Here is a 25,264-nt window from a genome sequence, read left to right as displayed (position 1 = left end):
TCTGTCTTGTTTAGATTGTCGCCAGTTCCATGACGGAGACGTCGTTGGCCTCGTCCCGGTTCAAAATGCCCGCCTGTTTGCCCTGCGCCAAAACGAGGATGCGGTTCGAAACGCCGAGGATCTCCTCGAGGTCCGAGCTGACGACGATGACCGCAACGCCCTGTTTAGCGAGGTTGACGATGATGTCGTAGATACCGGCGCGAGCGCCGACATCGATGCCGCGCGTCGGCTCATCCAGTACGACAACCTTAGGATCGCGCATCAGCCACTTGGCGATGACGACCTTCTGCTGGTTGCCGCCGGACAGATCCGAGGCAAACTGCTCGGCGCGACCCTTGACGCCAAACTTGGCGACCGCTTTATCGGCGAAGGCACGCTTGACTGCGGAAGTAATCCACCGCCCGCCCAGCTTGTCGAGATTGGCGTAGATAATGTTTTCGCCGATCCTGTGCGAAACGACGAGGCCTTGTTGCTTGCGGTCTTCGGGGACCATGACGATGCCGCGGGCAATCGCGTCTGCAGGACTGCGCAGCTTCAGGGCTTCGCCCTCCAGCCTGATCGTGCCGGAACTGACGGGATCGGCACCTGATATCGCCCGCACGAGCTCGGTGCGTCCGGCGCCGACGAGACCGGCGATGCCAAGGATCTCACCCGCATGAACGTCGAAGCTGACATCACGGAAGGATTTTTCCGGCGACGATAGGCCGGAAACCTGAAGCACCGGCCGGTCGGTCGGTACTGGAAGTGTTGGGAATAAGCGATCGAGAGAGCGCCCAACCATGCTTTCGACGATTGTACGCACCTGCGTCGAGCTGTCGGCAAATTCGTGAACCCGCTCGCCGTCACGCAAAACAACGATACGGTCGGTGATCTTCTTGATCTCTTCCATGCGGTGCGAAATGTAGATGATGCCGACGCCCTCGGCGCGAAGCTTGCGCACCTGCTCAAAGAGAGCTTCCGTCTCGGCCCCGCCAAGGGCCGCTGTCGGCTCATCGAGGATCAGCAGCTTCGCGTTTAGCGCGAGAGCCTTGGCGATCTCGATGAGCTGCTGGTTGGCGGTCGACAGGCCCGCGACCTTGCGCGTCGCCGGAATGTGCAGGTTGAGCCGGGCGAGCTGTTCCTGAGCACGGCGAACCATCTCCTTGCGATCGACCACGCCATTCTTCATCGGCCAGCGGCCGATGAAGACGTTCTCGGCGATCGAAAGATGCGGCAGAAGCTGGAGTTCCTGGTGGATCAGCACCAAACCCTTGTCGATCGCCTCGCGTGGGGTGGCCGGGGCATAGGGCTGCCCCAGCCAGGTCATCGTGCCCTCGGAGGGTGTCCGCGATCCAGCAATGATGCCCGATAGCGTCGATTTACCGGCGCCGTTTTCTCCGAGAAGCGCAACCACTTCGCCGGGATATACGTCCAGGTCCACGTTTTTGAGAACCTGAAGCACTCCGTAGCGCTTGGATATGCCCCTGAGGGAAAGAACCGGCTCGGTCACGACACTACCTCCTCTGGATATCGACTGATCACGGGTGGTTGGCGATAAAGCCAGCCACGTTTTCCTTGGTCGTCAGGGTCGCGTCGAGAAGCTGTACCGGCGGCACCTTTTCGCCGGCAACGAGCTTAACGGCATTTGCGACCGCATCGCGGCCCATCTTCTGCGTCTGCTGCGTAGCCGTCACGTCGAACACGCCCTTGCTCAGCGCTTCGAGCGCCGCGGTGTCGCCGTCAAACCCGCCGACGACGATTTTCTGGGAGGGATTGCCGACCTTGATTGCCTGGGCGGCGCCGAGCGCCAGAGCGTCGGCCTGTGCGAAGACGATGGAGATGTCCGGATTGGCCTGCAGCATGTTCTGCATGATCTGGAAGCCCTCGTCCTGGAACCAGTTGTTGGAATACTGTTCGGCGACGACCTTCACGTCCGGATTGGCCTTCAGCGAATCCGCGCATCCCTTTGAGCGGTCGAGCTCGGGCGTCGTGCCCTTCTGGCCATGGATGATGACCATCTTGCCCTTGCCGCCAGCTTCCTTGAGGATGTAGTCGCAAACGGCCTTCGCGGATGCAACCGAGTCCGTTGCAAGGAAGGTGTCGCCCGGCGCGCCGTCAGCGTTGCGGTCCACGTTGACAACCGGGATGCCTGCCTGCTTGGCGAGCTTCACCGGGACGGTTGCGGCTGCCGCACCTGCCGGAATGTAGATGAGGGCGTCGATCTTCTGCGTCAGAAGGTCCTGTACCTGGTTGATCTGGGTCGGGCCATCGCCCTTCGCATCGACCGTTACAACCTGAATGCCGCGCGCCTTGGCTTCGGCCTCAACGGCCTGCTTGATCTGATTGAAGAAGTTTGCCTGCAGGTTGGCGACGGCGAGACCGATCTTCTTAGCTTCCTTGGCCTGAACCGAGCCGAGCGAGACGGCCAGAACGGCGGCCGAGGTCAAAAGAATACGCGCAAGTTTCATTTTCTTTCCTCCATTTTGATGAACCCCTGGGTACCTCCCCATCGGGTCGTAGTCCGCTCCAACCTTTCGGAGAGGAATATGCTTGGCCCGCACGGCTCCCGGGCCGAAATCTCAAGCAGCCCGACGTCTGCGAATTGTCTCTGCGCCGACCGCCAGAACGATGACGATGCCGATGACGACCTGTTGCAGGAATGGGGAGACGTTGAGCAGGTTCAGGCCGTTGCGAAGGACACCGATGATGAGAACGCCAATCAGCGTGCCGCCAATGCCGCCGGTGCCGCCCGAGAGCGACGTCCCGCCAATGACCACAGCAGCGATCGTGTCCAGTTCATAGCCGAAACCGCTGGACGGCTGCGCGGAGTCGAGGCGAGCCGCAAGGACGATGCCGGCGAGGCCCGCGAGAATCGCGCTCAGTACATAGACGAGAATCGTGACGATCTGCACGTTTATGCCGGCAAGGCGCGCAACCTCGGGATTGCCGCCCACGGCATAAAGCATGCGGCCTTCCGACCGGAAATGTAGAAACAGCCAGGCGATGAGCGCAACGGCGAGCATCAGAAAAACAGTTGCCGTCAACACACCGAAATGGCGGTCGATCGCCAGCATCATGAACCAGTCTGGAAAGCCGACGATCTGCTGCCCGTCGGTGATCATGTTGGCAACACCGCGCGCCGCCGACATCATCGCAAGTGTCGCGATAAAGGCGGGCACCCGGAAGAGCGTGATGACCAGACCGACGATGAGCCCGCTGGTCGCCGAGGCCAGCAATCCGAGTGCGATACCGGCGCCGAGCGGCAGGCCGGCAGTATTGGCCGTCCAGCCCATCACCATCATCGAAAGCGCAAGAACCGACCCGACCGACAGGTCGATCCCGCCGATCAAGATCACGAAGGTCATGCCGACGGCCATGATGCCGAGCACGGTGATCTGGTCGAGAATGTTCAAGCCATTGCGCAGCGACAGGAATGCGTCGGTGGTGAATGTCAGGAACAGGCAAAGAAGAAAAAGGCCGACAAGCGGCCCCGTGGCTCCAGTGAGCTTGCTGCGCCATGTCCCAGACGAATGAGCCCGGTCTTGGATATCTACCGCCACCATCGTTCCTCCTGCAATTGCGACGTTACCTTGATATTTGTTCATATAAGAATAAATATTCAAGCATGGTGGAAAATTCGTAACAACTTGACGAAAGCCTGTCAACTACCGTTCTCCAGCCGCATCAATTATTGAAACGCCGCAATGGGGCTTGACTAAACCGATCGCTGTGCAAAAATATCATGATCTGAATAATTATGCACTATGAGGGAATATCATGGAGATTACCGACCTTGAGCGCGTTGCTCGACAGATCCGTGTGCGCGACCTACAGGCCGTCTACGAAGCCGGCGCCGGTCATATCGGCGGAGAAATGTCGGTGATCGATCTTCTGGCAGCACTCTATTTTCGAGTGCTGCGGGTTTGGCCGGATAATCCGAAGAACCCCGATCGCGATCGCTTCGTCCTTTCCAAGGGTCATACGGCCTGCGCGCTCTATGTCGTGCTGGCAAAGCGCGGCTTCATCCCGGAAGAGGAAATCTCGTCTTTCCTCAAGCCGCATTCGCGGCTGAACGGCCACCCCAACTGCAACAAGGTTCCCGGCGTTGAGACCAATACGGGGCCGCTCGGACACGGGCTGCCTGTCGCTGTCGGGATGGCCAAAGCCGCAAAGCTATCAGGTGCGCGCTACCACACCTATGTCATCACCGGCGACGGCGAGATGCAGGAAGGTTCGAACTGGGAAGCGATCATGGCGGCCGCCCAGTTCGGCCTCGACAATCTCACGCTTGTCGTCGATCACAATCGTTTCCAGCAGGGCGCGTCCCTCTCCGACACGAACGATATCGCCCCTCTACGCCCAAAGCTCGAGGCTTTCGGCTGGGACGTCACCGAGATTGATGGCAACTCTATGGCTGAAGTCGTTCCCGCGCTCGAGCGCCGCGGATCGCGCCCGCATTGCATCGTCGCCCACACGAACAAGGGGCACGGCATCTCGTTCATGCAGGACACAGTCGACTGGCACCACAAGGTTCCGAGCAAGGAACAATATGAAATCGCATTGGCAGAACTGTCGGAGGCAATTTGATGAACGCGCCCTTAAACACACCGAAGCTTCACGACTGCCGCGATGCCTTCGCCGCGACGCTTGAACGCCTGGCGGCCGAAAACGAAACGATCGTCGCCGTCTGCAACGACTCCGTCGGCTCCTCCAAGCTTGGAGGTTTCAAGTCCAAGTTTCCCGAACGCCTCGTCAACGTCGGCATCGCGGAGCAGAACATGGTCGGCGTTAGCGCCGGCCTCGCAAACGGCGGGCGGCTGCCCTATGTCTGCGGTGCCTCGCCATTTCTGACCGGCCGCTCGCTGGAACAGATCAAGGCCGACATTTCCTACTCCAATGCCAACGTCAAGCTCGTCGGCATCTCCTCGGGCTTGGCTTACGGCGAACTCGGGCCGACCCATCATTCAATCGAGGATTTCGCCTGGACCCGCGTGCTGCCGAACCTTCCGGTGATCGCCCCCTGCGATCGCATCGAGACGGCCACCGCCGTCGAATGGGCCGCAAGCTACAACGGTCCCTGTTTCCTGCGCCTGTCACGGGTCGGCGTTCCGGATCTGCTGCCCGAAGGTCACAAGTTCGAAGTCGGCAAGGCGAACCTGCTGCGCGAAGGCTCCGATGTCACGCTGATTGCCAACGGCACGCTGACTCACCGGATGATGAAGGCCGCCGAGATCCTGGCCGAGCGCGGAATCCAGGCTCGTGTCCTGAACATGGCAACTGTCCGCCCGATCGACGAGGCGGCAATCATAGCTGCAGCCAACGAGACGGGCGCAATCGTGACGGCCGAAGAGCATTCGATCTTCGGCGGTCTCGGCTCGGCCGTAGCCGAAGTCGTCGTCGACAATGCACCCGTGCCGATGAAGCGCCTCGGCGTTCCCGGTATCTACGCCCCGACGGGCTCGGCCGAATTCCTCCTCGACGAATTCGGCATGGCGCCTATAGCAATTGCCGATGCCGCAGGCGCGCTGCTCAAGCGCAAATAATCTAGTAGCAGATTATATAAGCCGGCGCGCGCATCCGCCCCGGCCCTATATGTGAGGAGACGACGATGCGGGCAATTCTGGCAATCGACCAGGGTACCACCAATTCCAAGGCCGTATTGGTTTCCGAAACTGGAGAGATCCTTGCCAGAGGCTCGGCCGCGGTTGGAATTTCCTATCCGCAGCCGGGCTGGGTGGAGCAAGATCCACGCAGAATTTTCGCTTCCGTCTGCGAAGCGATCGAGGCCTGCCTGACGAAGGCCGGCGAAGTCACCGTCGAGGCGGTCGCTATCTCCAATCAACGCGAATCCGTCACCGTCTGGGACGCCGAAACCGGCGATGCGCTCGGCCCGGTGCTCAGCTGGCAGTGCCGGCGAACCGCTAGCGATTGCGAACGCCTGATAGGCGAGGGCCATCTATCGCGTGTGGAAGCGCTGACCGGCTTGCCGCTCGATCCGATGTTTCCTGGCGCGAAGTTTCGCTGGCTTCTCGACCGTGCTCCAGCCGGCCGGCGGCTTAGGCTTGGGACCATCGACAGCTGGCTCATTCATTGCCTGAGCGGTGGCAGCCGGCATGTCTGCGATGCGTCCAACGCCGCGCGTAGCCAGTTGTTTGACCTCAAACATCAGAAATGGAGCGAGGAACTCGGCGAGATCTTCGGCATCGATGTCGGGCTCCTACCCGAGGTGCTCGACAGTTCAGCCGATTTCGGATCCACGCAAGGGCTGCCCGGCATTGCCGATGGCACGCCGATCCGCGCCGCTATCGGTGATAGTCATGCGGCGCTTTTCGGCCACGGCGCCTTTAAACCGGGCGACGGAAAGGTGACCTTCGGTACCGGGTCTTCCGTCATGAAGACGCTGCCCGCATTTATCGCACCGCGCAACGGCATCACGACGACCGTTGCCTGGCGGATCGGCGGAACGCCAACCTTCGCTTTCGAAGGCAATATCCTCGTTTCCGCCGCCAGCCTGCCGTGGATGGCGGAGATCCTCGGGCTCGCCGACGTTGCGGCATTGGTCGAACTCGCCGCAACCGCAGAACCGGGCGGCCCAGGCTTCGTCCCGGCTTTCGTCGGCCTCGGAGCACCCTATTGGAATTCGGAGGCGCGGGCTCTTTTTTCGCAGATCAACTTTTCCACGACGAAAGCGCAGATGGCGCGCGCCGTGACGGACTCGATCGCCTGCCAAGTGCATGACGTGATCGCCGCGATGCGCGCCCAAAGCGGAGGCGAGCTCGGCGCGCTCTACGTCGACGGCGGGCCAAGCCAGAACCGCTTCCTGATGCAAAGCGTCTCAAACCTTATCGAGCATGCCGTCATCCAGTGCGAAGCGCCGGAGGCATCGGCGCTTGGTGCCGCTTATCTTGCCGGGCTCTCGTTGGGTCTGTGGAAGGATCTCGACACAATCGCGTCCCTTCCCCGGGCCGTTCGGGCAATCACTCCTGAGGCTCGGGACCGTGCCGGTTTATTGAATACGTGGAATGATGCGCTCGCGCGCTCGACGGCGCGCCCGACACCGGCTAAGTGTGAATAAACATTCAAGCCGGAATTGCCCATGTCCCGCCTCAACGAACTCCGCCTGATTTCGAGAGTGGCCCAGATGTATCACATCGAAGGGCGACGACAGGCGGAAATCGCCCAGCATCTGAGACTGTCGCAAGCGACCGTCTCACGAATGCTGAAACGGGCAGAGGCCGAAGACATCGTGCGCACGAGCGTCATCCCTCCGGTCGGGACTTATAGCGAACTCGAGAGCGGGCTACGCGAAAAATACGGCCTTCCGGAAGCAATCGTCGTCGAATGTACGGAAGATCGCGATGGCGCGATCATGGCGCGCATCGGCGAGGCGGCAGCCCATCTGCTCGAATTGACGCTGTCCCCTGGAGAGATCATCGGCGTCTCGAGCTGGAGCCAGACGATCTTCAAGATGGTCGAAAACATCCATCCGCAGAAGAGCGCTCGGGCAAAATACGTCGTGCAGACGCTCGGCGGGATGGGCGACCCTTCCGTCCAGACGCACGCGACGCAGTTGACGACGCGTTTGGCCCGCCTAACGGGCGCCGAGCCCAAACTTCTTCCTGTGCAAGGCGTGACCTCCTCGCGCGAGGCGAAGCTCCTCATGCAAGCCGATCCCTTCGTTCGCGAGACGATGGACCTGTTTGGCAGCATTACGCTGGCGATCGTCGGTATTGGCGCAGTCGAACCATCGGAGCTGCTCAGCCGATCCGGAAACATCTTCTCGTCACGCGAGCTAGCCGATCTCGCCGAGGCCGGCGCCGTTGGCGACATCTCGCTTCGCTTTTTCGACAAAGACGGAAAATCTGTGAAAACCCCGCTCGACGACCGGGTCATCGGCCTTCCGCTCGAAGACCTCCACGGCGTCGACCGCGTTATTGCATTGGCCGGGGGCGCGAAGAAGAGCGCGGCAATCGCCGGCGCGTTGCGAGTGGGCGTGATCGACACGCTGGTGACAGACAAATTCACGGCACAGAGGCTAATCGGCCAGGCTGACCAATCCCACCCATAGTGTCCGCGGACGTCCGTCCTGCCGCTGATTAGATTAGCCGCCTTGAGCGGATTAGAACCGGCGACCGGGTTGTTACGAAAGCGAACCGTCTGAAATTCCCCAGTAGCGGACATTAGCCCTTCCGGCATGTAATGACCGACATAGGGGCCGGAAGCAGACCGACATCCCAGAATAGCAAGATATAGCTTCCCCTGGTTAGAGGGATTTCGCCGGAGCTGTGACCAGGCCAGTCGGCGGCATCAGTCGAGGCACACCCGGCTGCGTGCCGATGTGCGTACCGAGGATCAGATCGACGGCGAGGTTAACCAAGATGAGGCGGACATTGCTCGCGCGCCATTTGACGGCCAAGGATTGTCGCGGCGGTGATTCAGTGACAATTCCACCGATCTGCGAGAGGAGTTTCCCGTCCTCCCTCATTTTTTCCGAAAGGCATTGAATGCCGTCATTATTGACGCTATATAGCGTCTATATTAATGGCACCATGAAGATGGAGGCGGATCATGGGCATCGCCCAATATGCAGACGATGGGCTGTTCGCACCACGCAAGATCGCGGATGCATTTCGCACGACCAGCGAAGAGATCGCGCGCACTGCCGGACTTGGAAAAGACGCGATCCAACGTAAGGATCGTATTCGCTCCGACAGAACGCAGCGGCGCCTGCGGGAGATGATTGAGATCGTCAATAAGGTCGAACCGCGCTTCGGCTCGGCGCTGATGGCCTACGCTTGGTATCGCTCCGAGCCGCTGTCTGGTTTCTCCGGTCAGACGGCGATGCAACTGGTCCGCAACGGTCGCGCCGACGAGGTGCTCGACTATATCGACGCGGTCGACGCCGGCATTCACGCATAACCCCCGCCGATGCAGTATCAAGGAAAGCTCTATCGGGCGCTCAACCCGATCTACGCCCGCGAGCCTTTGTCGGGACGCGGCGCGGAACTCTATGGCGGCCGCTTCAACCCGAAAGGCGTGCCGGCCCTCTATACGGCGCTGACTATCATGACGGCGCTGAAGGAAGCGAATCAGGTCGGAAATCTGCAACCGACGACGCTGGTTTCCTATGATGCCAATATCGAACATGTGTTCGACTGCCGGGACGACGCGGCCCTTCGGACGCGGGGCATGGATGCGAAGGCACTCGCCGATCCAACATGGCGTGACCAGATGAAGGTTTCGGGTGAGGCGAAAACACAAGCCTTCGCGCGCCAGCTTGCTGCCGACGGCTGTTGCGGGCTGCTCGTGAAGAGCTTCGCATCCGCTGCAACGAACGACGATTTCAATCTCGTCCTCTGGACGTGGGGCAGCACACCGCCTAGCCGCCTAATCCTGATCGACGACAAACACCGACTGTCACGATAATCTGCGCAGCACATCATCTATCTCGCCGCGGAAAAACTTGCCGCGGATGACCACGCGACCGGCCCATCATTGCATCAACCGCTCATCGCCCGACGCGATAGCTTTGGCCATGGCGAATTGGTCGGCGGTACCCTTGCCAATATCCTCAAGCCTCCGGATCGAGGTGAAGCCGGAGAGTGCCGCGGCGATGAACCGCGCCTTGCGCTCGTTGTTCTGCCACATCGAGGCGGCAAGCGAGCCTTCGGTGGCATAGGCGAAGATATCGACCTCCTCATGCTGATTGCCCTGGCGGACAATACGTCCCTCGTGCTGTTCGATCTGCGATGGCAACCACGAGACGTCGAGATGCTGGAGCGTTTTGAGCCTGAGCTGGGCATTGACGCCGGTGCCTATCGTCTCCGACGAGCCTATCAGGAAACGAACCTTGCCGGCGCTGGCACCGCCGAACAGCCAGTTGAAGGTCTACGCCTGCATCATCTCAGCCCCATCGAATACCGAAAAAGTCTCGGCCTTAACGTGAAAATCAGTCCAACTTTTAATCCGCCCCCCCAGAAGGTCAACTCGCGGCGGTATTCGACAACCCATTGGCAGCGGCGATAACTTCACCGCTGCCATAGATACGGTCACTCAACCGGCTTGATCGAGGCGATGATCGCCTTGACTTCAGCATCGTGCTTATCTTCCTCGCCCTTGTCTCCCCAGTACGTCACGACGAGAGCGTTGTCAGCGCTCACCTGCGCGATTAGCAAGCCGACGCTAACGGGACCGTCTTCATCCTTGCCATCCCATTCCAGGGTGGCCATCTGCATACCGTTGACGTCGGTTGCAGGCGTCTCCTTTTGGGAAGATGGGTCGATCGTTACTTTGTTTTCTGCGAGAAAATCGATTGCACCGGTAACAACTTTCTCCATGGATTTGCCGCTGGCGACCTCGACTGAAAGGTAGACCGCAGAATCGTCGGAGGTTCCCTGGACGCCACCGTCGGTTTCCTCCGGCTTCCAGCTATCCGGAATGGTGATACTTGCGACGGGCTTGTCACCGGGAAATGTCAAGGTCGCGGCCTGCGCCCCGAAAGGAGACGCTAATACAAGCAGGGCCAATGCAAAGATTTTCTTCATGGTAGAATCCTTAGAACTTAAAACCGATATAAAGGACGGCCATGAGACTTCTAAATGCACATGTTAAGATCTTAACCATTTTGCCAAACAAAGTAGCAAATTTAACTGCAATAATCCAAGCCGACATATATTCAGTTATTATTGACACGCTAAACAACAGAACAATTTCTAATCGCTGGCCGTTTTCTCATACTTGATAAGTATGTAATGATATTTAGGCCTCGGATGTGAAATTTCTTACAAGAATTCAGGCCAATTCCCATCTTGCGATAGCCCGGAGTCGGTGGGAAATAACAAAGAATTTCACAGTCCTGTCCGCCCTTTGCCGAGGTAACTTTTGGGGGAAGGGCCTGGTAGAATCTCGACCTCAGCCGGCCCCACGGAGGCAATTAAGGAGATGCTCGCGGCAATCTTCAAAGTTGGGCCTGATCGTCTCTTTGCGGTCGGCCTCGAGATCACGGTAGCTGATGCCGTAGCGGCAATACCATCGCACCGTCCAAAGGATAATCACGCCCTCAAAATGACGCCATTTGAAATCGTTCATTAAAAATCTCGCTGAAAATCTGCGGCCCTCTTTCGGACATCAACGCGGTTTTTGCAACAGTGCCACCGGCCTTCGGTCAGCAGCACGCAAACCTCTTACCCAGCCATTCTGTCTGAGCAGGATCGACTTGCCGCGCACGGGCCCCGTCAACGCGACCGGCCAACGTGCCGGAGGCCGTCCTGTGGCTTTTCACCGACGACCTTGTCCGTCTTCTGACCGTGGGTCCGGAGCAGCACAGCCATTTCGGACGCGGGCATCGCCTTGGCATAAAGATAGCCTTGGCCAAGGGTGCAGCCACGGGCCAGGAGTATGTCGGCCTGCGCTGGGGTTTCCACACCTTCCGCGACCACAGGGACCCCCATTCGCCTGGCGATGTGGAGTATGCCTTCGACAATTGCTATGCCGACATCATCGTCACCCAAACGATCGGTAAACGATTTGTCGATCTTGATCAGGTCGACCGGGATTGTGATCAGGTGTGTGAGCGAGGCAAAGCCCGTGCCGAAGTCATCCAGCGCAATCTTGAAGCCAGCCGCACGCATCGCGGCTATCTTCTTGGCAACGATCTGATCTCGTCCGCCGAGATAAACGGATTCGGTCACCTCAAGAATTGCATGATGGAGCGGAACTCCCTCTCGTTCGAACGCGGCTTGGAGACTCTGCGGAAAATCCTCGCATTGAAAATCCGCGGCTGAGAGATTGATGCCCACATGCTGGATTGGAATGCCCGATCTAAGCCAGTGACCGACGTCCTTCGAAATGCAGTTGATCATCAAGCGTGTGAGGGATGCCGCCACATGGGCGTCTTTCGTTGCTTCATGGAAAACGGCGGCCGGCAACACTTCGCCGCTCGCCAGACGTAGGCGCGCCAAAGCTTCGACGCCGACGATCTCTCCGGTATCGATGCGGACGATCGGTTGGTACCAAGCTTCGATTCGTTCGTCCCTCAAGGCCGCCGCGACGGTCTGCACAACTTCGTAGCGCTTTGCGATTGTCGAAGTCAGAGCCGCGTCGTAGGTGACGAAGCCGCCGCGAACTGTATCCTTTGCATGGTAAAGGGCGAGGTCGGCGAGATGGCGGATTTCTTCAGTCGAATGTCTTTGCTCAGAATGCGCGATTCCGACGGTGATAGATGGAAACACCGTATGACCGGCGCATATAGTCGGCTGATGGACCTTCCGGGCAAATTCAGTGGCGATTTCTTCCGCTTCAGTGACCGAAGCGGGATCAAGGACGATTGCGAACTCGTCGCCCCCCAGACGATAGACGGCTCGAGGGCTGACGACGCTCAGCAACCCTCGTGCGACCGATGCAATCAGGTCGTCGCCCGCCGCATGGCCGAATGTGTCGTTGACGATCTTCAAGTTGTCGACGTCGACAAGCAGAAGCGCCCAGTCGCCCGGCGACATTTCGTCCATCGCGACGTTGAACCTTGCGCGATTTGGTAGCCCGGTCAGGATGTCGGTGAAGGCAAGTCGGCGGTGCTCCCGCAAACGCTCGTGCCGCTCCAGCGCAATCATGCAAAGCGGCAAACAGCTTTCTACGATAGCTTGCTCAAGCAAAGACGGTGCACGCGCATACCGAAAATAGAGCGCGAATGTGCCAAGGATTTTGCCCTTGCTACCAAAGATCGGGCTCGAGTAACATGCCCTGAGGCTGTGCGGCAATGCGAGGGCCTTGAAATCAGCCCATCGAGGATCTCGCTCGATGTCATCAACGATCACCGCTTCGCCAAAAAATGCCGCAGACCCACACGAACCGACAGCCGGCCCGATTTCGACATCATCAAGCGCCATTGAGTAGCTTAAAGGCAAGCCGGGCGCAGCACATGGGTGTAGGCGTCCCTGATCATCCAAGGTTAGTACCGATGCAACAGCGCCCGGCAGGAGGTGCTCGACCTCGACGCAAAGTCTCTCCAAGGTCGCTTGGAGCTCGTCGCCCTGCGCAACCATTCTGAGGATGATGTTCTGCAGGCCCAGTAACATTGATGTCTCCATGCGGCTGGAAGACATTGAACCTAGCTAAGGTTGCAGATTACTTATCGCCGGGCAGAAATTCAATGGTTTTTGCTAAATGGGAGCTTTCCAGTGTTCGAACCTCGTTAGCCAAACTGTAGTTTGCAGCTATAGCCTCTTCGACCGTAGCCGCGTTCTTCTGCGTATCCTGGTCCAATTGATTGACGGCTGTGTTGATCTGCTGAAGCCCGGAAGACTGCTCTTGAGCTGATTCCACGATTGCGGAGACATGGCGCTTGATTTCCTGCACCTCCGCCACGATGGTCTCGAGACCGTCCGGTATCGCTGACGAGCTGCATGCTCTGCTGGAGCAACTCTGAGCCATAGAACATCGACCCCAGCGTGTGGTGGAAGCACCGATGAGGAAAGGGCTATATCGCGAGGGGTGCGTCCGACGGCAATATAAGGGGCAACCGTCGGACGCTGCACTGTCCGACCCGAGGGTGGCATTCAGGCCGGCAATTAGAATATTAGCGTCTACCATTGGTTTAGTTGAGCTACCCGTTTGGGTTGGTGCTACTGGCGTTCCGGTGCGTTCGCGTCAATCGTGCCGCCGCTCCTTCGATCAAGGCTTTCCGCCCGATGCGGCGAGGAACCTGCCAGTACGGTGGCTGGAACTGCGCGTAGGATGGGCGGATGCCTGTGCCGGAGGATACTGTGGTCGTCAGGCCGGCGTAGGCGGCCAGCCCTTTTTGACTGGCTCCAAGCTTCGCGAAGACAAAGCCCGCGCGAAGCGGGTTCAGCATTGCATTTGGCGAACTTTCAAGGGTCTGGCTTATTCACCTGCTTTGGTCTTGATCCTTCTCGGGCCAGGCTTCGCACGCGGGGCTCTGGCGGCAGACGTCACTGACGCGGACCTGGCTGCCCCGCTTGCGCTTATTGCCAGCAGACCCGAGACGAGTGCCAGTCGCGTGATGACGCTCCATTTCGATAGCATTCGCATTCCCCTCACCGCTTTTGAAGCAACCCAGAACATCGGTGGTTGGACGGCTAGATTCAAAGTTTATGTCGATCGAGCGCTTCACGCTGCAAACGAAACTCCGACCCGAATTGGCGAAGGATGAGCGCAGGTATTCCAGGAGATCCAGCCTGCGAGAAGGAGACGTGAAGGCCAGGAGCAGGCGAACTGAAGGTCCTTTCACCACTTGGCACCAGCGGAACTGGATTGAGCGATCCAACTTGCAAAGTTAGACCATCATCGCCAAACGCGACAATCGACGTTATGCCGCCAGCGTGCCTATATGTGCCTGCCAACGCTCCGTAGTCGAGCACGCTCGCTTCAGTGTGTGCGTTGGATGTGAGAGCTGCGGCTTCAAACCTGCGGAAATCTGGAGAATGGATGACGTGGTTCGTCAGCGATATTTGAGAAAACCGGTTGATGCAGACAAGCTCCGCTGACGCTCCCGGCCAACCTTATTCGAGAGTCGCTATGAGCGCCACGACGTCACCCAAAGAGTTGCAGGCGTAGTCTGGCTCGGGCAGTTCGAGAGGCCATGTTTCGATTTCCCCGAAATACACCGCACTCATTCCCGCATTCAGAGCCCCCAACACATCCGCCGTCGGATTATCTCCGACGAACACGCATTCCGAAGGAAGCAGGCCTAGCCTTTCTGCAGCCATTTCAAAAATCTGACGATCGGGCTTACGAATACCTACTTCGCCGGATATGAGAGCAAATTCAATCAGGTCTGCGAGACCGGCTACCTCAATTTTCTTCCTCTGGACGCCCCCCTCGCCATTGCTGATAATCGCACAAGGCAGGCCCACCTTCCGGAGGGTTTGAAGAGCTTCACGTGCCCCGTTCATCGGGCGAGCCATTTCGGGATAACGCAAACGGAAATGATTGAGGAGCGGACCTGACAACTCAGCAGGTAATCCGAATGATGCGACAAGCGCAGGGTAAAGGTCGGACTTTTTTACGAGGCCTTCTTCTTCGAGTTTGAAGTAGCGTGCTGCATACTGATCTTGCGACAGAGCGTCACCGAACTGCCCGGCGACCAGTTCACGATACTGCATCTGCAAGAATTCAGCTGCCGTTGAACGCCGATCCAACAGTGTCTCGTCGAGGTCGAACAGGATTGCTTTTATCACCACGCCGCCCCCTCAACTCTCAGTCACTCGCCTTGCATAATCCATGCTTATGACAAGCCGCTTCGTCAACGCGGAGAAATTTGAAAGCGGTGACAGGCCTGCTGGGCAGGTGACGCAGAACCAATACCTGCCCGATTGCCGGGTATTCAACTGCGTGGCGCGGTAAAGCTCGCAAGTCATGGTGAATATTTGATTACAGCCACTCGATCTTCGTCTTCCCTTTGACATTGGCCATGGCGGCTCCCATCTCTCTGCCGCTTGTTTTCGGGAGAGACAATGAGAGACTTTGTGAATGCGACGTTCGGATCCGTTGAACTCGACATCATCAGCCAGGCACTCGAGGAGTGGCGAACTTCAATCGGTATCGACCGTGCCGCCCCGGAGTACGAAATCGCGGCCGCCACCGTTGTCACCTTGTTCAGGGAAGGCAACCGGACGCTTCCGGAGCTTCAAGCTGCAATTTCGACCCACCAGTGGCTCTCTCGGGATGCCGTGGAACTGGCGAAGATCTCGGTGCATCCCGCAAGTAAGGCTTCGTAGGCGCGGAGCATAAAAAGCGCCTTCGGCAGGACCACTGAAGAGGCACCGCGATTCAGCTTGCCCGCACAGAACAGTGCATTACCAAACCAGCGCGACCGGTCTACCATTCGAGACGGCTGCGCGACAGGCTTCCAACAGGTCCTCTGCGCATTCGCTGAAGAGCGGTCGAGGGTCGTTTGGCATGCGTTCTATCCAAACTCTCAAGGGATCTAAAAGCTTGGCCGCATCGGCTGGCGCAATCAGAATGTGATCGCTCGCTATCTCAAGCGCCTCATTAACTGCTCGAACAACACTCTCGACTTCAGATCCGGCTCCTTCCGAAATCTCAGCCAACACGGCCTCAAACGGCGTCCCGGATTTGTCGCGTCCGACGAATGGTGGACAATGAATATTGATACCACCCATAATGGCTCTTCCCTTGCTCGGCGAATGCTTGGCAGCCCACCATGATATCCGCGATTTGGGGGCGAATGCCAGCGAGCAGCTTCGACAATATGCCGAACTCTAGTTCACCCTCACCATGAGCCGATTTGATCTGACCGACCTCGGTTAAGGCGTATTCTCGGCAATAGCCAGCAATGCATCTTTCACGCCAGCAAACGTCAGAGCCTTCACGTGTTCTCGACTATATATGAGCGCACCGTCACCGATTTCGAATGCTCTGCGCGTGTCGACCCCTTGCCGAAGCTCCAAACGGCTCAGCTTCGCGCCAGTTGCCGGGTCAGAGAAACAGACGCTGACAATCCCGGCGTATATTGCTTTCCGAACTGGATCGTCCATGCTGCTTCACCCGTGTCTTAGCTCGTGTGGCGTGAGAACCACTTTAGATCCGGGATGTGATCGCATCGATGACAAATCGATGCCACGACCACGGGTGATCGTTCTTGCTGTCGGTGCGTAGATCGCGACCGCCTCTTCTCCAGCGGCTCTCCCATTGTTATGACAGGAGTGCCTCGAACTAAGAGAACCCGAATGCCACACGACTTCCTCGTCACCGGCCCTGAAGACGCCAAGATCACGATCGTTCTCGCTCATGGAGCGGGCGGTGCAATGGACACGATGTGGATGGAAAACATGTCGTCCGCATTTGCCGATCAGGGCCTGCGGGTCGTCCGATTCGAGTTCGATTACATGGCAGCACGACGTTCCACCGGAAAACGGTCGCCGCCCCCACGCGCCGAACTCCTGAAGCAGGAATATGAAGCTGTGATCGATGGACTCGGTGCGCGAGGAACCCTCGTCATCGCGGGCAAATCCATGGGCGGTCGCGTGGCCAGCATGATCGCGGATGACCTCTACGATACCGGAAAGATCTCCGGACTGCTCTGCCTGGGTTACCCGTTCCATCCCATCGGAAAACCTGACAGCTTGCGGACAGACCATCTCGCGGAAATGAAGACCCCGACCCTCATCTGCCAGGGCACACGTGATCTATTCGGATCGCGAGAGGAGGTTTCGGGCTACACGCTTTCCAGCATGATCGAAATTCTGTGGCTCGAAGATGGAGATCACGATTTTCGGCCGAGAAAGGCTGTTTCCGGCCTGACGGTTGCAGAGCATATCACGACAGTCGCCGATCACGTAGCTAAATGGGCCCACGGGCTACCGTAAGCCGCCGAATGTTAGCCTTGACCGGTGACTGAGTAGCCGCATTTACGCCTGGTTTGCAGAAGTCCCTACCCGGTGAGGTCACGTATGGCGAAACGTGTAAAAGCGGAACCAAGTAAAATTGGTTGGCCCGAAGTCGAAGTCGGTCACTGGAGCGGCGAGTTTGCCAAAAGGCCCTCCGGGTCTATCGGGCAGCACGTCCAACCAGGCCCCCCAGCGATGTCTGTAGAATTCACCTATCTTATCGTCGGTGCAGCAGTGCTCACGCCGCAAACAAAAATGCGATGGCCTGCAGTCGTGTCGTTTTGGGTACGCACGCCATTTACTCCTGAGAGAGTTGAGGCCGGTTTTATGTTTAAGTCGGACAACATGCCCTCCTTCAATCTCGGACTGGAGGTTACTCGACCGCAGTTCACCGAGACGGTGTGGCTCTTTGGAGAGAAACTGCTCAGCAATTTCCATTTCACTGTTGCCCAACGACGCGACAACCATTGGCCGATTACCAGCTGGGGTGCCACATTTGAGCTATAGACTCTGATCAGGCTCGGAACACTGACCCTGTTGAAAGTCCCGACAACGATTTGAAATTAATGGCAAAAGCAGGTGACTTGCAGGGTCATGACCGACGCCGATCGCAACCCGCCAATATTTCGGAACGTCAAATCTATTTCAGCAGCTTAAGCGCTTTCTCGACGGGGTGATTCTTTAATCCTTATTCACAATCGACGAAGGGCGGCGATACGAGATGGCCGCCGGCCTCGACCGCGCTCGTGCCGCCCAATTATCCACCCGGCTGGAGCCGATGAAACATCCGCTCGATCTGGGCTACGAGGGCGAAGAAGGCAATGCCGGACAGCGAGGCGAGAACGACGGCGGCGAAAAGCCTTTCCGCCTGATAGTTGAAGGTCGACTGGATGATGACGGCGCCCAGCCCCTGATTCGAGCCGATCCACTCCCCGACGATGGCGCCGATGACGCAGGTGGTGGCGGAGATGCGCAACGAAGCAAAGAGTAGCGGCGCTGCCCGCGGCGCCCGCAGCCGCCAGAATGTTTCCAAACCGCTAGCTGACAGCACATGCATCAGCTCCAGCTCGTTGGCCGTCGCGAGGTTGAGGCCCTGTGCCGTGTTCACAAGGGTTGGAAAGAAGCAGAGGAGTGCTGCGATGATGACCTTCGGCAACATGCCCAAGCCGAAAATCAGAATGATGATCGGCGCGAGCGCGAGCACGGGGATCGTGTTGAACAGCAGGACGACCGGGAAATAGGCAGCCCGCAGGCGTGGATTGTAGGCAAAGGCGACGGCCATGAGCACGCCGAGGACGTTGCCGAGCAGAAAGCCGAGCGCTGCCTCGGCCCAGGTCGGCAGGGCGTTCAGCAGGAGGAAGCGCCATTCCGTCGCGAAGGTGCGCAGCACGGCGGCCGGCGTTGGCACGATATAGGCGGGAACACCGAGCGCCGGCACCAGCCATTGCCAGGCGGCGAGCAGCGACAGGGCACCGATCAACGGGAGGGCGGCCGTTTCGGTCATGGACAGACGAGACTGCATCATGCCGGAAGGCTCCCTTCCTGCAGCAGCCGGCGCAGATGGGCCGCGGTCTCCTGGACGTCGGCACTCTCCCGGCGGCAGAAGCCGTTTTCATCCTTAAGCGGTGCAAGGTCGATCATCGCCTGGACCCGCCCCGGATTGGCGGCCAGCACGAGCACGCGCCCGCCGAGATAGATGGCCTCGATGATGCTGTGGGTCACGAACAGGATGGTCGCGCCGGTCCTGCGCCAGATGGTCAGCAGCTCATCGTTCAAGCGGTCGCGGGTGATCTCGTCGAGGGCGCCGAAGGGTTCGTCCATGAGCAGCACGTCCGGCTCGCACTGCAGCGCTCGGGCAATGGCGACGCGCTGGCGCTGTCCGCCGGAAAGCTGGTGCGGATAGCGATCAGCGAGGTGGGAGAGGCCGACGAGGTCGAGCCAATGATCCGGCTTCGGTTCGACCGGGCGCGAGACGCTTTTCCTCCCGACTTGCAGCGGCAGCGCAACATTTTGCCGGACGGTGCGCCATGGCAGTAGGGTCGCCTCTTGGAAGACGAAGGCGACTTCTCTGCTATTTCGGGCTTCGGATGGCGTCCGTCCGAATACCGACAGGTTGCCGTCCATGGTTGGCAGCAGGTCCGCCACCGCCCGCAGAAGGGTGGACTTGCCGCATCCGGAGGGGCCGAGAATGGTCAGGAATTCTCCCTTGCCGATGGTAAGATCGACACCGGAGAGGACGCGCACGGGGCCGCCTGCCCCAGCATAACCCAGGGACAATCCGGTTGCTCGGATGGCAGATGCTTCAGGCAACGATCCCTCACGCGATCTTGGGGCGATCGGCCGCCGTCATGTCCAGTATCTTGGTGGAATAGCAGTCTTCCACCTTCGGCGCACCGGACTTGAACTGGCCGATCTTGTCATAGACGGAAATCTGTTCGGCAATGGCGGCGGGATCGAAAATGCCCCATCCATCCTTGCCGGTCGCAGCGTCGAAGCTGAGCGAAAGAATGCGAGGCACGGTTTTCAGTTCGATGGCGAGATCGAGCTGGGGATAGACTTCGACCGCCAGCTTGACCGCATCCTCGGGATGCTCATGCGTCCACGCCCAACCCTTGGCGATGGCTCGTAGAGCGGCCGCCAGCGTATCGGCATGGTTTTGCAGAGCGTCATCGGTGGCGAAATAGACATTGGCGTAAGACGGCAGGCCGGTATCCTTCATCATAAGGTCTATACGGTCGGGGCCGATGATGGAGAGCGCCTGAGTATTGGTGATCCAGCCGGTGACTGCGCCGACCTGGCCGGTGGTAAGGGGCGTCATGTCGAAGCCGATATTGGTGATGGTGAGGCTGGAGGGATCGATGTTGTTCTTCAGCAGAATAGCGTCGAGCACGTAGCGCGCCGTTGGCTGGATGCCGATACGCTTGCCGACCATGTCCTGAACGGTGCGGATCGGCGCCTTCGGCAGCGAATAGAAGGCAAAGGGTGCCATGCGGAAGCCGCAGGCGAAGATCTTGACCGGAACGCCGGAGGCGCGAGCGAGAAGGAGCTGAGCGGAATCCGAGAACTGGCCGAACTGCGCCTGGCCGGTAACGACGGGCGGCACCGTCGCCGAATTGGGACCGCCGGGGGAGAATTCCACGTCCAGCCCTTCCGCCTGGAAGAAACCCTGTTTGGCGGCGACGATATCGCCGATCTGGCCGTTGCTCATCAGCCAGTCATACTTGACGACCACCTTGGCGGCCGCCTTCGAGTCGCGGGGGGTAAGCAGGCTGATGCCTGCGGCCGCTGCGGCAAACGTGAAGGCTGCGCCCTTCAGGATAGTGCGACGGCCTGGCATTGTCGGATTTGTGCGTTCTGTCATCGTTCTTGCCTTCCCCTCTTGTTTCTTGAATGGCGTGCGGGACAAACCGCCGGCTAGTTCCGATCGATATCGCCGATTGGGCCGCCATCAGCCCAGGCATAAAGTTCCCAGAGATTGTCGTCCGGATCGGCGAAATAGCAGCAGCGGGCGTTCCAGCTATAATCCTGCGGCGGCCGTTGGAAGACGACGCCGGCGGCTTTCAGTTCTTCATAGGCCGTGTCGACCGCGGCCGGCGAGGAAAGCTCCACGGCTGCGCAGGCCTTATGCACGCCGGCGGGTGCTCGAAGGCTTGAGACGCCGGTGTTCTCGGCGATATGGCCGATCTCCCAGAGCGCCAGCGTTACGCCTGCGCAACTGAAATCGGCAAAGCCCGGCGCCCGGCGGCGGGGCTTGAAGCCCATCCGTTCGACATAAAATGCTGTGGCCCTGTCGATATCCTCGACCAGAAAGCAGATGTCGGTAATGGGGTTGAGCTGGGCAAATGCTGTCATGATGCGGTCTCCTGATAGAGGGAGACTCGCAGGTCGCGGGCCGTCTGGCTTTCATATTCCTGCTAAGCTTTTTCCTGAAACTGCTGACTTGCCGTCCCACAAGGGCCGCTTCACGGCTGGACCGATCGCCGGTATTCTTTCGGCGTCATGCCGGTCAGGCGATGAAAGACGCTGGAAAAGTGCGCCTGGCTTGAAAAGCCCGTCGCGTAGGCGATATCGGTGAGCAGCCGCTTGCCATCGGCAAGATGCAGTTTCGCCCGCTCGACTCTGCGCTCCAGAATGAAGCGGTGCGGCGCCACGCCCGTGGTTCGCTTGAATTCCCGGCTGAAATGAAAAGGGCTCATATGGGCGACGCCGGCCAGTTCCTCGATGCTGAGATCGGATTTGCCGAGCAGGCCCTCTATATAGTCGATCACCCGCCGAAGATTGCCCGAGGTCAGCGGACTGCCCGCGGTGGGGCCAGTCCCCAGCAGTTTCACGACGCAGCAGGCGAGCGCAGTTCCCAGATGTTCCATCAGCAAGGGATCGCTGCTGTCGGCCTGGATGGCGAGTGCAAGGGAGAGCGCGACCTGCAAGGTAGTCGGATCGGTGATCGCACTGAGCCCTTCTTCGTTGCGACAGTCGGGGTCGAAGTCATTGCCGCCGATACTTTCGTATAGCGCCGTGGGTTGGAAGATAGAGATATAGTCGGACGCATCGCCATCGACTTCCAGCGCCACGTTTGCGGGCTGGAAGCCCAGAGTAAAAGCCGGTCGATCGACCTTTCGAAACGCGCCACTGCCGAATCGGTAGGCATATCGGCCATGGGCGGTGCGATTGATCGATATCCGGTGAAGAGAACCCTTCGAAATCATCTGGCCAGCTTCGCTGCGGTAGGTTTCGACGATCATGTTGCGCTGCACGAACGCCCTGTAGTTTGCAAGCGCGGGACGGCTTATCGAGAAAATCTGCGGATCTATGTCTGGCATGGCGGTTCTCCTGCGGATTTGGAGAAGCAAGTTTCGCGCCATGTGGAGCTGATGCCGAGGCGCACTTGCCGGAATGCAGCGGGCGTGCGGAGGCGTGCAGCGTAGCGGGAACTCCATCCCGTTCGAGGAGCAGTCCCAGCCATTCCACGTGCCAGAGATGTTCGGCTTCGCCATTGGAGATGGGCTAACCACCCACCCCACATCCATTCACAAGGGGCGGCATCATCTCGGAACGAGGGGGCGGCTATTTCTCGGAATTGGGGGGCGACATCATTTCGGAATCAGAGAGCGGATTGCCTCGGAATTTGCAGATTCGAACGCGGCAGGCCATTTTATTGTCTGCCGATGGATGCCGAACGCCTGAAAGATGAGCTTGAGAAACCGATCCGTAGCGCGGAAGCAGCCGAGAAGATGCCGTCGCCGAGATCCTTCGCTTCCGATTCCCCTGTTTAACAAAGGTTCAGGCTGAAGCGTCGCCTTGAACAGATTCGAACCAACGGCCCCATGGTTAGAAAGTGCTTCCCTCCTCAAGTTTTCCAATAGCACGCATCGCCCTAGCGTCGATGGAATGTCCGACCCGAGGCCGACGGCTTCCAACGACCTACCGATCACGGTTTCGCTTGGGAAGGACTGCTAAATACAACTCTCGGAGATTTTTCGGGATAGAGGCCGTGCGCAATTCTCCAACCCAGTTTTGGCATCCATCGAAGAGGCGATGTATCGCATTCGGTATTGCGCGTTACAGTTGATGCGATAACATGCATCTGGTGTTTTTCGGGGTGAGTACCGGTGTTGCTGCGTCGATCCGTTCTGGCCATCATCGCATCCGCAACCTTGTTCGGCGCGGCGCATGCAGACATGACGATACAGAGGATACCAATAGAAAACGCGGCTCCCGTTCTTCTTCTGAAGGGTGAATTCAGCCAGTCGGATGATCCTCAGCAGCTCTCCCGGGAGGTCGCAGCAAGCGGCGCCAAGGCTGTTACCTTTGACAGCAACGGCGGCAACATCCTTGCAGCGATGGCCTACGGCAGGATGATCCGGTCGCTCGGGCTGGCGACGTTTCAGCTGCGTGCCAGCCAATGCGCATCCGCCTGCACGCTGGCATTCGTCGGCGGGCTGATCCGCCAAGCAGAGCCGGGCGCCATCGGTGTTCATCAATCTTCGTTTGCGCCAGGGGCCGGGCTCGACAGTCCCACAGCCGTAGCTGCGATACAGACAATGACGGCACAAATCATGTCGTATTTTACGGAGATGGGCGTCGATCCAAAGTTGCTCCAGGTCAGCCTCTCCGTACCCAGCGACGATATGCGGTATCTCACCGCCAGCGAGATGCAGAGCTATGGCGTGACCTTCGGCAACCTGAAGGATATAGCTGGCCAGTTTACCGCAGCAGGAGCGGCTGTGCCGGCGCCTCCCTCTTCCGCATCGCAGGAACCTGCAGCACAGACAACCGAGCAAAAGGCCAGGGCCTTCATATCTGCCTATTACGACGCATGGTCTGGCGGGAATACCGAAGCCGTTGCATTCATGGAAAAGACGTATGGCGAGACCGTGGATTTCTACGGGAAAGCGACACCCAAAGCGGAGGTGGTCACTGCAAAGCGCGACTTTGCGACACGATGGCCGATACGGGCATACAGCGAAAAGCCGCAGTCTCTGAAGATCAGCTGTTCCGATACCTGTAGGATCGACGGAAATGTCGATTGGTACGCAAAGCGCGCCGGCGATCGCATATCGTCGGGAACTGCGGAGTTCGCCTTCGTCTGGGATGTGAAGACCGGAACAATCATATCGGAGAGTGGAAAGGTCAACGAGGCGGATAAGGGAGCCTCCGCACCGATCCGCCTGATAGCGCAGTGGCAAGAGCAAAATGGAACATGCCGCGGTGGTAGTGGAGATTCGACTGACACTCTGGCAGCCTGTGACCGACGCGAGCGCATCGCAGCAAAGCTTCAGACCGTCGGCTGGTGCTTTGGTCGCGAAGGCGAGTATGGCTATCAAATGGACTGGCATGCATGTGACGTCCCATCGTCTCCGAAAATAGCTGCAGGCGCCAACGCATCAGGTGCACCGAGTGTCGTGCGGAAAAACCCGGCCGACTTTCCAACCTCAGGCCGATTTGCCGGAAGGACGATGCTACCGGACTTCAAGGGGCGAGACCGCGAGTTCAATTCCTTCAGAACTCGCATCCGTGATGGCATGCGCCAAGGACCCAACTTTGCGGGGCACTACACCCTTATTCAGATCGGCTGCGGAACGGGATGCTCCTTCGCGATCGTCGCCGACAACAAGACTGGCCAGCCGGCGAGCTTTCCGCGCGGCGGCGAAGCTAACATGTATCTCACGTTGGATTATCGTCTCGAAAGTCGCCTGCTTGCGGCTCAATGGTTCAGCTACGACGCTGGTCGCTGCTTTCTTGAGTATTTCGATTTTGATCGAGATGAGTGGAAACCGCTAACCAAGGCTGACATCGGAAATAGCGATACCTGCTACAAGACCATCGAAGAAAATCTTCACTGATGCCGCGCTGTCGTGGCTCAGAAGGGTGGCGTCGCCTTAACTGATTCTAGCCGAAGGAGGGGCTTGTGCGCCGAACGTCAGAGCACGCTGGACAATGCGATTTCACGCCAGGTTGTGACGGCATCGGCGCGGAGTTGGCGGTGGGCTGCGGCAGTGTGATGTTTCCGATGTAGGTGGAAGAGGTTGGCGATCTGGCCATGGGCTGAAACGAAATGTTGGCATTGTCGCGTCGACTTGAAGCGCATCATGCGCCTCTCTCGTCGTCTCAGCGGAAGATGAGAATTTTCAGCGCGGTTGTTCAATCCTTTATGCGAGCGATGCTCGACGTCTGGCATCAACTCAGCCCTTGCGGCGGCGTAAGAGCGCAGCTTGTCGGTTACCATCACTCGCGGCATGACGCCCTGCCCTTTGAGCAGCTTGCGCATCAGCCGAAGAGCTGCCTTTTTGTTTCTCCGGCTTTGCAACAGAGCATCGAGAACGAAACCATCCTGATCTACGGCACGCCAAAGCCAATATTTCCTGCCCTTGATCGAGACGACCAGGCGAGTGGCGCAGGGGAATTTCACCCCCACGCTC

The 25,264-nt window shown here is 58.7% G+C and carries 24 protein-coding genes and 4 pseudogenes; 11 read left to right on the top strand and 17 right to left on the bottom strand.

The window, feature by feature from the left end:
• Window positions 1-10: 10 nt before the first annotated feature.
• The 3 genes from ACK83U_RS19630 to ACK83U_RS19620 form a co-directional block, all read right to left on the bottom strand.
• Window positions 11-1,489 carry an ATP-binding cassette domain-containing protein gene (locus ACK83U_RS19630; RefSeq protein WP_112609677.1) on the bottom strand — a complete coding sequence of 493 codons (1,479 nt, stop codon included), beginning with the start codon at window positions 1,487-1,489 and terminating at the stop codon, window positions 11-13.
• 28 nt (window positions 1,490-1,517) lie between these two features.
• Complete coding sequence (locus tag ACK83U_RS19625) at window positions 1,518-2,447, bottom strand: sugar ABC transporter substrate-binding protein (protein ID WP_112413065.1); 930 nt, start codon at window positions 2,445-2,447, stop codon at window positions 1,518-1,520.
• A gap of 111 nt (window positions 2,448-2,558) precedes the next feature.
• Window positions 2,559-3,542 (bottom strand): ABC transporter permease, encoded by a 984-nt coding sequence (locus tag ACK83U_RS19620; RefSeq protein ID WP_112609675.1) that lies wholly within the window; start codon window positions 3,540-3,542, stop codon window positions 2,559-2,561.
• Between the two features lie 214 nt (window positions 3,543-3,756).
• On the opposite strand from ACK83U_RS19620, the gene ACK83U_RS19615 reads away from it, so the two are divergent.
• The 6 genes from ACK83U_RS19615 to ACK83U_RS19590 all read left to right on the top strand — a co-directional run bounded on the left by ACK83U_RS19615 (window position 3,757) and on the right by ACK83U_RS19590 (window position 9,405).
• Complete coding sequence (locus ACK83U_RS19615) at window positions 3,757-4,566, top strand: transketolase (protein ID WP_112609673.1); 810 nt, start codon at window positions 3,757-3,759, stop codon at window positions 4,564-4,566.
• Entirely contained in the window at window positions 4,566-5,522 is a 957-nt protein-coding gene (locus tag ACK83U_RS19610) for a transketolase family protein (RefSeq protein ID WP_112609671.1), read from the top strand. Before ACK83U_RS19615 ends, ACK83U_RS19610 begins: the two co-directional genes overlap by 1 nt.
• Before the next feature lie 65 nt (window positions 5,523-5,587).
• Complete coding sequence (locus tag ACK83U_RS19605) at window positions 5,588-7,054, top strand: FGGY-family carbohydrate kinase (RefSeq protein WP_112609669.1); 1,467 nt, start codon at window positions 5,588-5,590, stop codon at window positions 7,052-7,054.
• Window positions 7,055-7,075: 21 nt separating this feature from the next.
• Window positions 7,076-8,047, top strand: a complete 972-nt coding sequence (locus ACK83U_RS19600) for a sugar-binding transcriptional regulator (protein WP_112609667.1) — start codon at window positions 7,076-7,078, stop codon at window positions 8,045-8,047.
• Between the two features lie 500 nt (window positions 8,048-8,547).
• The gene (locus ACK83U_RS19595; RefSeq protein WP_112609663.1) at window positions 8,548-8,898 is read left to right on the top strand and encodes an antitoxin Xre/MbcA/ParS toxin-binding domain-containing protein; all 351 of its coding nucleotides are present in this window, start codon (window positions 8,548-8,550) and stop codon (window positions 8,896-8,898) included.
• A 9-nt stretch (window positions 8,899-8,907) separates the two neighbouring features.
• Complete coding sequence (locus ACK83U_RS19590; protein ID WP_112609661.1) at window positions 8,908-9,405, top strand: RES family NAD+ phosphorylase; 498 nt, start codon at window positions 8,908-8,910, stop codon at window positions 9,403-9,405.
• Window positions 9,406-9,474: 69 nt separating this feature from the next.
• Here the strand turns inward: ACK83U_RS19590 and ACK83U_RS19585 are convergent.
• A pseudogene (locus ACK83U_RS19585) lies at window positions 9,475-9,855 on the bottom strand (hypothetical protein); the annotation flags it as partial.
• On the opposite strand from ACK83U_RS19585, the gene ACK83U_RS19580 reads away from it, so the two are divergent.
• Window positions 9,751-10,005 (top strand): hypothetical protein, encoded by a 255-nt coding sequence (locus ACK83U_RS19580; protein WP_162708069.1) that lies wholly within the window; start codon window positions 9,751-9,753, stop codon window positions 10,003-10,005. The pseudogene ACK83U_RS19585 and the gene ACK83U_RS19580 sit on opposite strands and share 105 nt — an antisense overlap.
• Window positions 10,006-10,028: 23 nt before the next feature.
• Here ACK83U_RS19580 and ACK83U_RS19575 read toward each other — a convergent pair whose 3' ends face one another.
• From ACK83U_RS19575 to ACK83U_RS19555, 5 genes and pseudogenes are all read right to left on the bottom strand, one after another.
• A complete protein-coding gene (locus ACK83U_RS19575; RefSeq protein ID WP_112609659.1) occupies window positions 10,029-10,523 on the bottom strand; it encodes a histidine kinase in 495 nt (164 codons plus the stop codon).
• A 448-nt stretch (window positions 10,524-10,971) separates the two neighbouring features.
• Window positions 10,972-11,067: pseudogene (locus tag ACK83U_RS19570) on the bottom strand (IS6 family transposase); the annotation flags it as partial.
• A gap of 146 nt (window positions 11,068-11,213) precedes the next feature.
• Complete coding sequence (locus tag ACK83U_RS19565; protein WP_112609657.1) at window positions 11,214-13,052, bottom strand: GGDEF domain-containing phosphodiesterase; 1,839 nt, start codon at window positions 13,050-13,052, stop codon at window positions 11,214-11,216.
• A 100-nt stretch (window positions 13,053-13,152) separates the two neighbouring features.
• A pseudogene (locus ACK83U_RS19560) lies at window positions 13,153-13,393 on the bottom strand (methyl-accepting chemotaxis protein); the annotation flags it as partial.
• Window positions 13,394-14,495: 1,102 nt separating this feature from the next.
• Window positions 14,496-15,176 carry an HAD family hydrolase gene (locus ACK83U_RS19555; protein WP_112609653.1) on the bottom strand — a complete coding sequence of 227 codons (681 nt, stop codon included), beginning with the start codon at window positions 15,174-15,176 and terminating at the stop codon, window positions 14,496-14,498.
• 273 nt (window positions 15,177-15,449) lie between these two features.
• Here ACK83U_RS19555 and ACK83U_RS19550 point away from each other — a divergent pair, with 273 nt between their 5' ends.
• Window positions 15,450-15,713, top strand: coding sequence for a hypothetical protein (locus ACK83U_RS19550; protein ID WP_112609651.1), 264 nt, complete (start codon window positions 15,450-15,452; stop codon window positions 15,711-15,713).
• Between the two features lie 78 nt (window positions 15,714-15,791).
• On the opposite strand, the gene ACK83U_RS19545 is transcribed toward ACK83U_RS19550, so the two are convergent.
• Both ACK83U_RS19545 and ACK83U_RS19540 read right to left on the bottom strand, forming a co-directional pair.
• Window positions 15,792-16,118: a hypothetical protein gene (locus ACK83U_RS19545; RefSeq protein WP_112609649.1), complete on the bottom strand. Its 327-nt coding sequence runs from the start codon at window positions 16,116-16,118 to the stop codon at window positions 15,792-15,794.
• A 144-nt stretch (window positions 16,119-16,262) separates the two neighbouring features.
• On the bottom strand, window positions 16,263-16,493 hold the full coding sequence (locus tag ACK83U_RS19540) for a hypothetical protein (RefSeq protein WP_112609647.1): 231 nt from the start codon (window positions 16,491-16,493) through the stop codon (window positions 16,263-16,265).
• A 192-nt stretch (window positions 16,494-16,685) separates the two neighbouring features.
• Between ACK83U_RS19540 and ACK83U_RS19535 the strand changes: the two genes are divergently transcribed.
• Window positions 16,686-17,324: an alpha/beta fold hydrolase gene (locus ACK83U_RS19535; RefSeq protein ID WP_112609645.1), complete on the top strand. Its 639-nt coding sequence runs from the start codon at window positions 16,686-16,688 to the stop codon at window positions 17,322-17,324.
• Window positions 17,325-17,408: 84 nt separating this feature from the next.
• Window positions 17,409-17,852, top strand: coding sequence for a hypothetical protein (locus tag ACK83U_RS19530; RefSeq protein WP_112609643.1), 444 nt, complete (start codon window positions 17,409-17,411; stop codon window positions 17,850-17,852).
• A gap of 250 nt (window positions 17,853-18,102) precedes the next feature.
• On the opposite strand, the gene ACK83U_RS19525 is transcribed toward ACK83U_RS19530, so the two are convergent.
• The 5 genes from ACK83U_RS19525 to ACK83U_RS19505 form a co-directional block, all read right to left on the bottom strand.
• A complete protein-coding gene (locus ACK83U_RS19525) occupies window positions 18,103-18,870 on the bottom strand; it encodes an ABC transporter permease (RefSeq protein WP_112609641.1) in 768 nt (255 codons plus the stop codon).
• Window positions 18,867-19,655 (bottom strand): ABC transporter ATP-binding protein, encoded by a 789-nt coding sequence (locus tag ACK83U_RS19520; protein WP_112609639.1) that lies wholly within the window; start codon window positions 19,653-19,655, stop codon window positions 18,867-18,869. The genes ACK83U_RS19525 and ACK83U_RS19520 overlap by 4 nt, the downstream gene beginning before the upstream one ends.
• Window positions 19,656-19,662: 7 nt before the next feature.
• Window positions 19,663-20,706, bottom strand: a complete 1,044-nt coding sequence (locus ACK83U_RS19515) for an ABC transporter substrate-binding protein (protein ID WP_112609637.1) — start codon at window positions 20,704-20,706, stop codon at window positions 19,663-19,665.
• A gap of 53 nt (window positions 20,707-20,759) precedes the next feature.
• Window positions 20,760-21,197, bottom strand: a complete 438-nt coding sequence (locus ACK83U_RS19510) for a VOC family protein (RefSeq protein WP_112609635.1) — start codon at window positions 21,195-21,197, stop codon at window positions 20,760-20,762.
• Window positions 21,198-21,307: 110 nt separating this feature from the next.
• Complete coding sequence (locus tag ACK83U_RS19505; RefSeq protein ID WP_112609633.1) at window positions 21,308-22,165, bottom strand: helix-turn-helix domain-containing protein; 858 nt, start codon at window positions 22,163-22,165, stop codon at window positions 21,308-21,310.
• A gap of 858 nt (window positions 22,166-23,023) precedes the next feature.
• On the opposite strand from ACK83U_RS19505, the gene ACK83U_RS19500 reads away from it, so the two are divergent.
• Window positions 23,024-24,688, top strand: coding sequence for a hypothetical protein (locus ACK83U_RS19500; RefSeq protein ID WP_246712278.1), 1,665 nt, complete (start codon window positions 23,024-23,026; stop codon window positions 24,686-24,688).
• A gap of 77 nt (window positions 24,689-24,765) precedes the next feature.
• Here ACK83U_RS19500 and ACK83U_RS19495 read toward each other — a convergent pair.
• Window positions 24,766-25,230, bottom strand: a pseudogene (locus tag ACK83U_RS19495) (IS6 family transposase); the annotation flags it as partial.
• Window positions 25,231-25,264 lie beyond the last annotated feature (34 nt).

Source organism: Rhizobium sp. WW22 (genome assembly GCF_047041135.1).
Lineage (GTDB): Bacteria > Pseudomonadota > Alphaproteobacteria > Rhizobiales > Rhizobiaceae > Rhizobium.
The sequence above is the reverse complement of the archived record's forward strand: the minus strand, read 5'-3'. Positions and strand labels throughout refer to the sequence as shown.

Excerpts from the sequence above, each read along its gene's own strand:
- ACK83U_RS19625 (WP_112413065.1), bottom strand. The coding sequence starts at position 2,447 with ATGAAACTTGCGCGTATTCTTTTGACCTCGGCCGCCGTTCTGGCCGTC.
- ACK83U_RS19620 (WP_112609675.1), bottom strand. The coding sequence starts at position 3,542 with ATGGTGGCGGTAGATATCCAAGACCGGGCTCATTCGTCTGGGACATGG.
- ACK83U_RS19615 (WP_112609673.1), top strand. The coding sequence starts at position 3,757 with ATGGAGATTACCGACCTTGAGCGCGTTGCTCGACAGATCCGTGTGCGC.
- ACK83U_RS19610 (WP_112609671.1), top strand. The coding sequence starts at position 4,566 with ATGAACGCGCCCTTAAACACACCGAAGCTTCACGACTGCCGCGATGCC.
- ACK83U_RS19605 (WP_112609669.1), top strand. The coding sequence starts at position 5,588 with ATGCGGGCAATTCTGGCAATCGACCAGGGTACCACCAATTCCAAGGCC.
- ACK83U_RS19600 (WP_112609667.1), top strand. The coding sequence starts at position 7,076 with ATGTCCCGCCTCAACGAACTCCGCCTGATTTCGAGAGTGGCCCAGATG.
- ACK83U_RS19595 (WP_112609663.1), top strand. The coding sequence starts at position 8,548 with ATGGGCATCGCCCAATATGCAGACGATGGGCTGTTCGCACCACGCAAG.
- ACK83U_RS19590 (WP_112609661.1), top strand. The coding sequence starts at position 8,908 with ATGCAGTATCAAGGAAAGCTCTATCGGGCGCTCAACCCGATCTACGCC.
- ACK83U_RS19580 (WP_162708069.1), top strand. The coding sequence starts at position 9,751 with ATGCTGGAGCGTTTTGAGCCTGAGCTGGGCATTGACGCCGGTGCCTAT.
- ACK83U_RS19575 (WP_112609659.1), bottom strand. The coding sequence starts at position 10,523 with ATGAAGAAAATCTTTGCATTGGCCCTGCTTGTATTAGCGTCTCCTTTC.
- ACK83U_RS19565 (WP_112609657.1), bottom strand. The coding sequence starts at position 13,052 with ATGTTACTGGGCCTGCAGAACATCATCCTCAGAATGGTTGCGCAGGGC.
- ACK83U_RS19550 (WP_112609651.1), top strand. The coding sequence starts at position 15,450 with ATGAGAGACTTTGTGAATGCGACGTTCGGATCCGTTGAACTCGACATC.
- ACK83U_RS19545 (WP_112609649.1), bottom strand. The coding sequence starts at position 16,118 with ATGGGTGGTATCAATATTCATTGTCCACCATTCGTCGGACGCGACAAA.
- ACK83U_RS19540 (WP_112609647.1), bottom strand. The coding sequence starts at position 16,493 with ATGGACGATCCAGTTCGGAAAGCAATATACGCCGGGATTGTCAGCGTC.
- ACK83U_RS19535 (WP_112609645.1), top strand. The coding sequence starts at position 16,686 with ATGCCACACGACTTCCTCGTCACCGGCCCTGAAGACGCCAAGATCACG.
- ACK83U_RS19530 (WP_112609643.1), top strand. The coding sequence starts at position 17,409 with ATGGCGAAACGTGTAAAAGCGGAACCAAGTAAAATTGGTTGGCCCGAA.
- ACK83U_RS19525 (WP_112609641.1), bottom strand. The coding sequence starts at position 18,870 with ATGATGCAGTCTCGTCTGTCCATGACCGAAACGGCCGCCCTCCCGTTG.
- ACK83U_RS19515 (WP_112609637.1), bottom strand. The coding sequence starts at position 20,706 with ATGACAGAACGCACAAATCCGACAATGCCAGGCCGTCGCACTATCCTG.
- ACK83U_RS19510 (WP_112609635.1), bottom strand. The coding sequence starts at position 21,197 with ATGACAGCATTTGCCCAGCTCAACCCCATTACCGACATCTGCTTTCTG.
- ACK83U_RS19505 (WP_112609633.1), bottom strand. The coding sequence starts at position 22,165 with ATGCCAGACATAGATCCGCAGATTTTCTCGATAAGCCGTCCCGCGCTT.
- ACK83U_RS19500 (WP_246712278.1), top strand. The coding sequence starts at position 23,024 with ATGACGATACAGAGGATACCAATAGAAAACGCGGCTCCCGTTCTTCTT.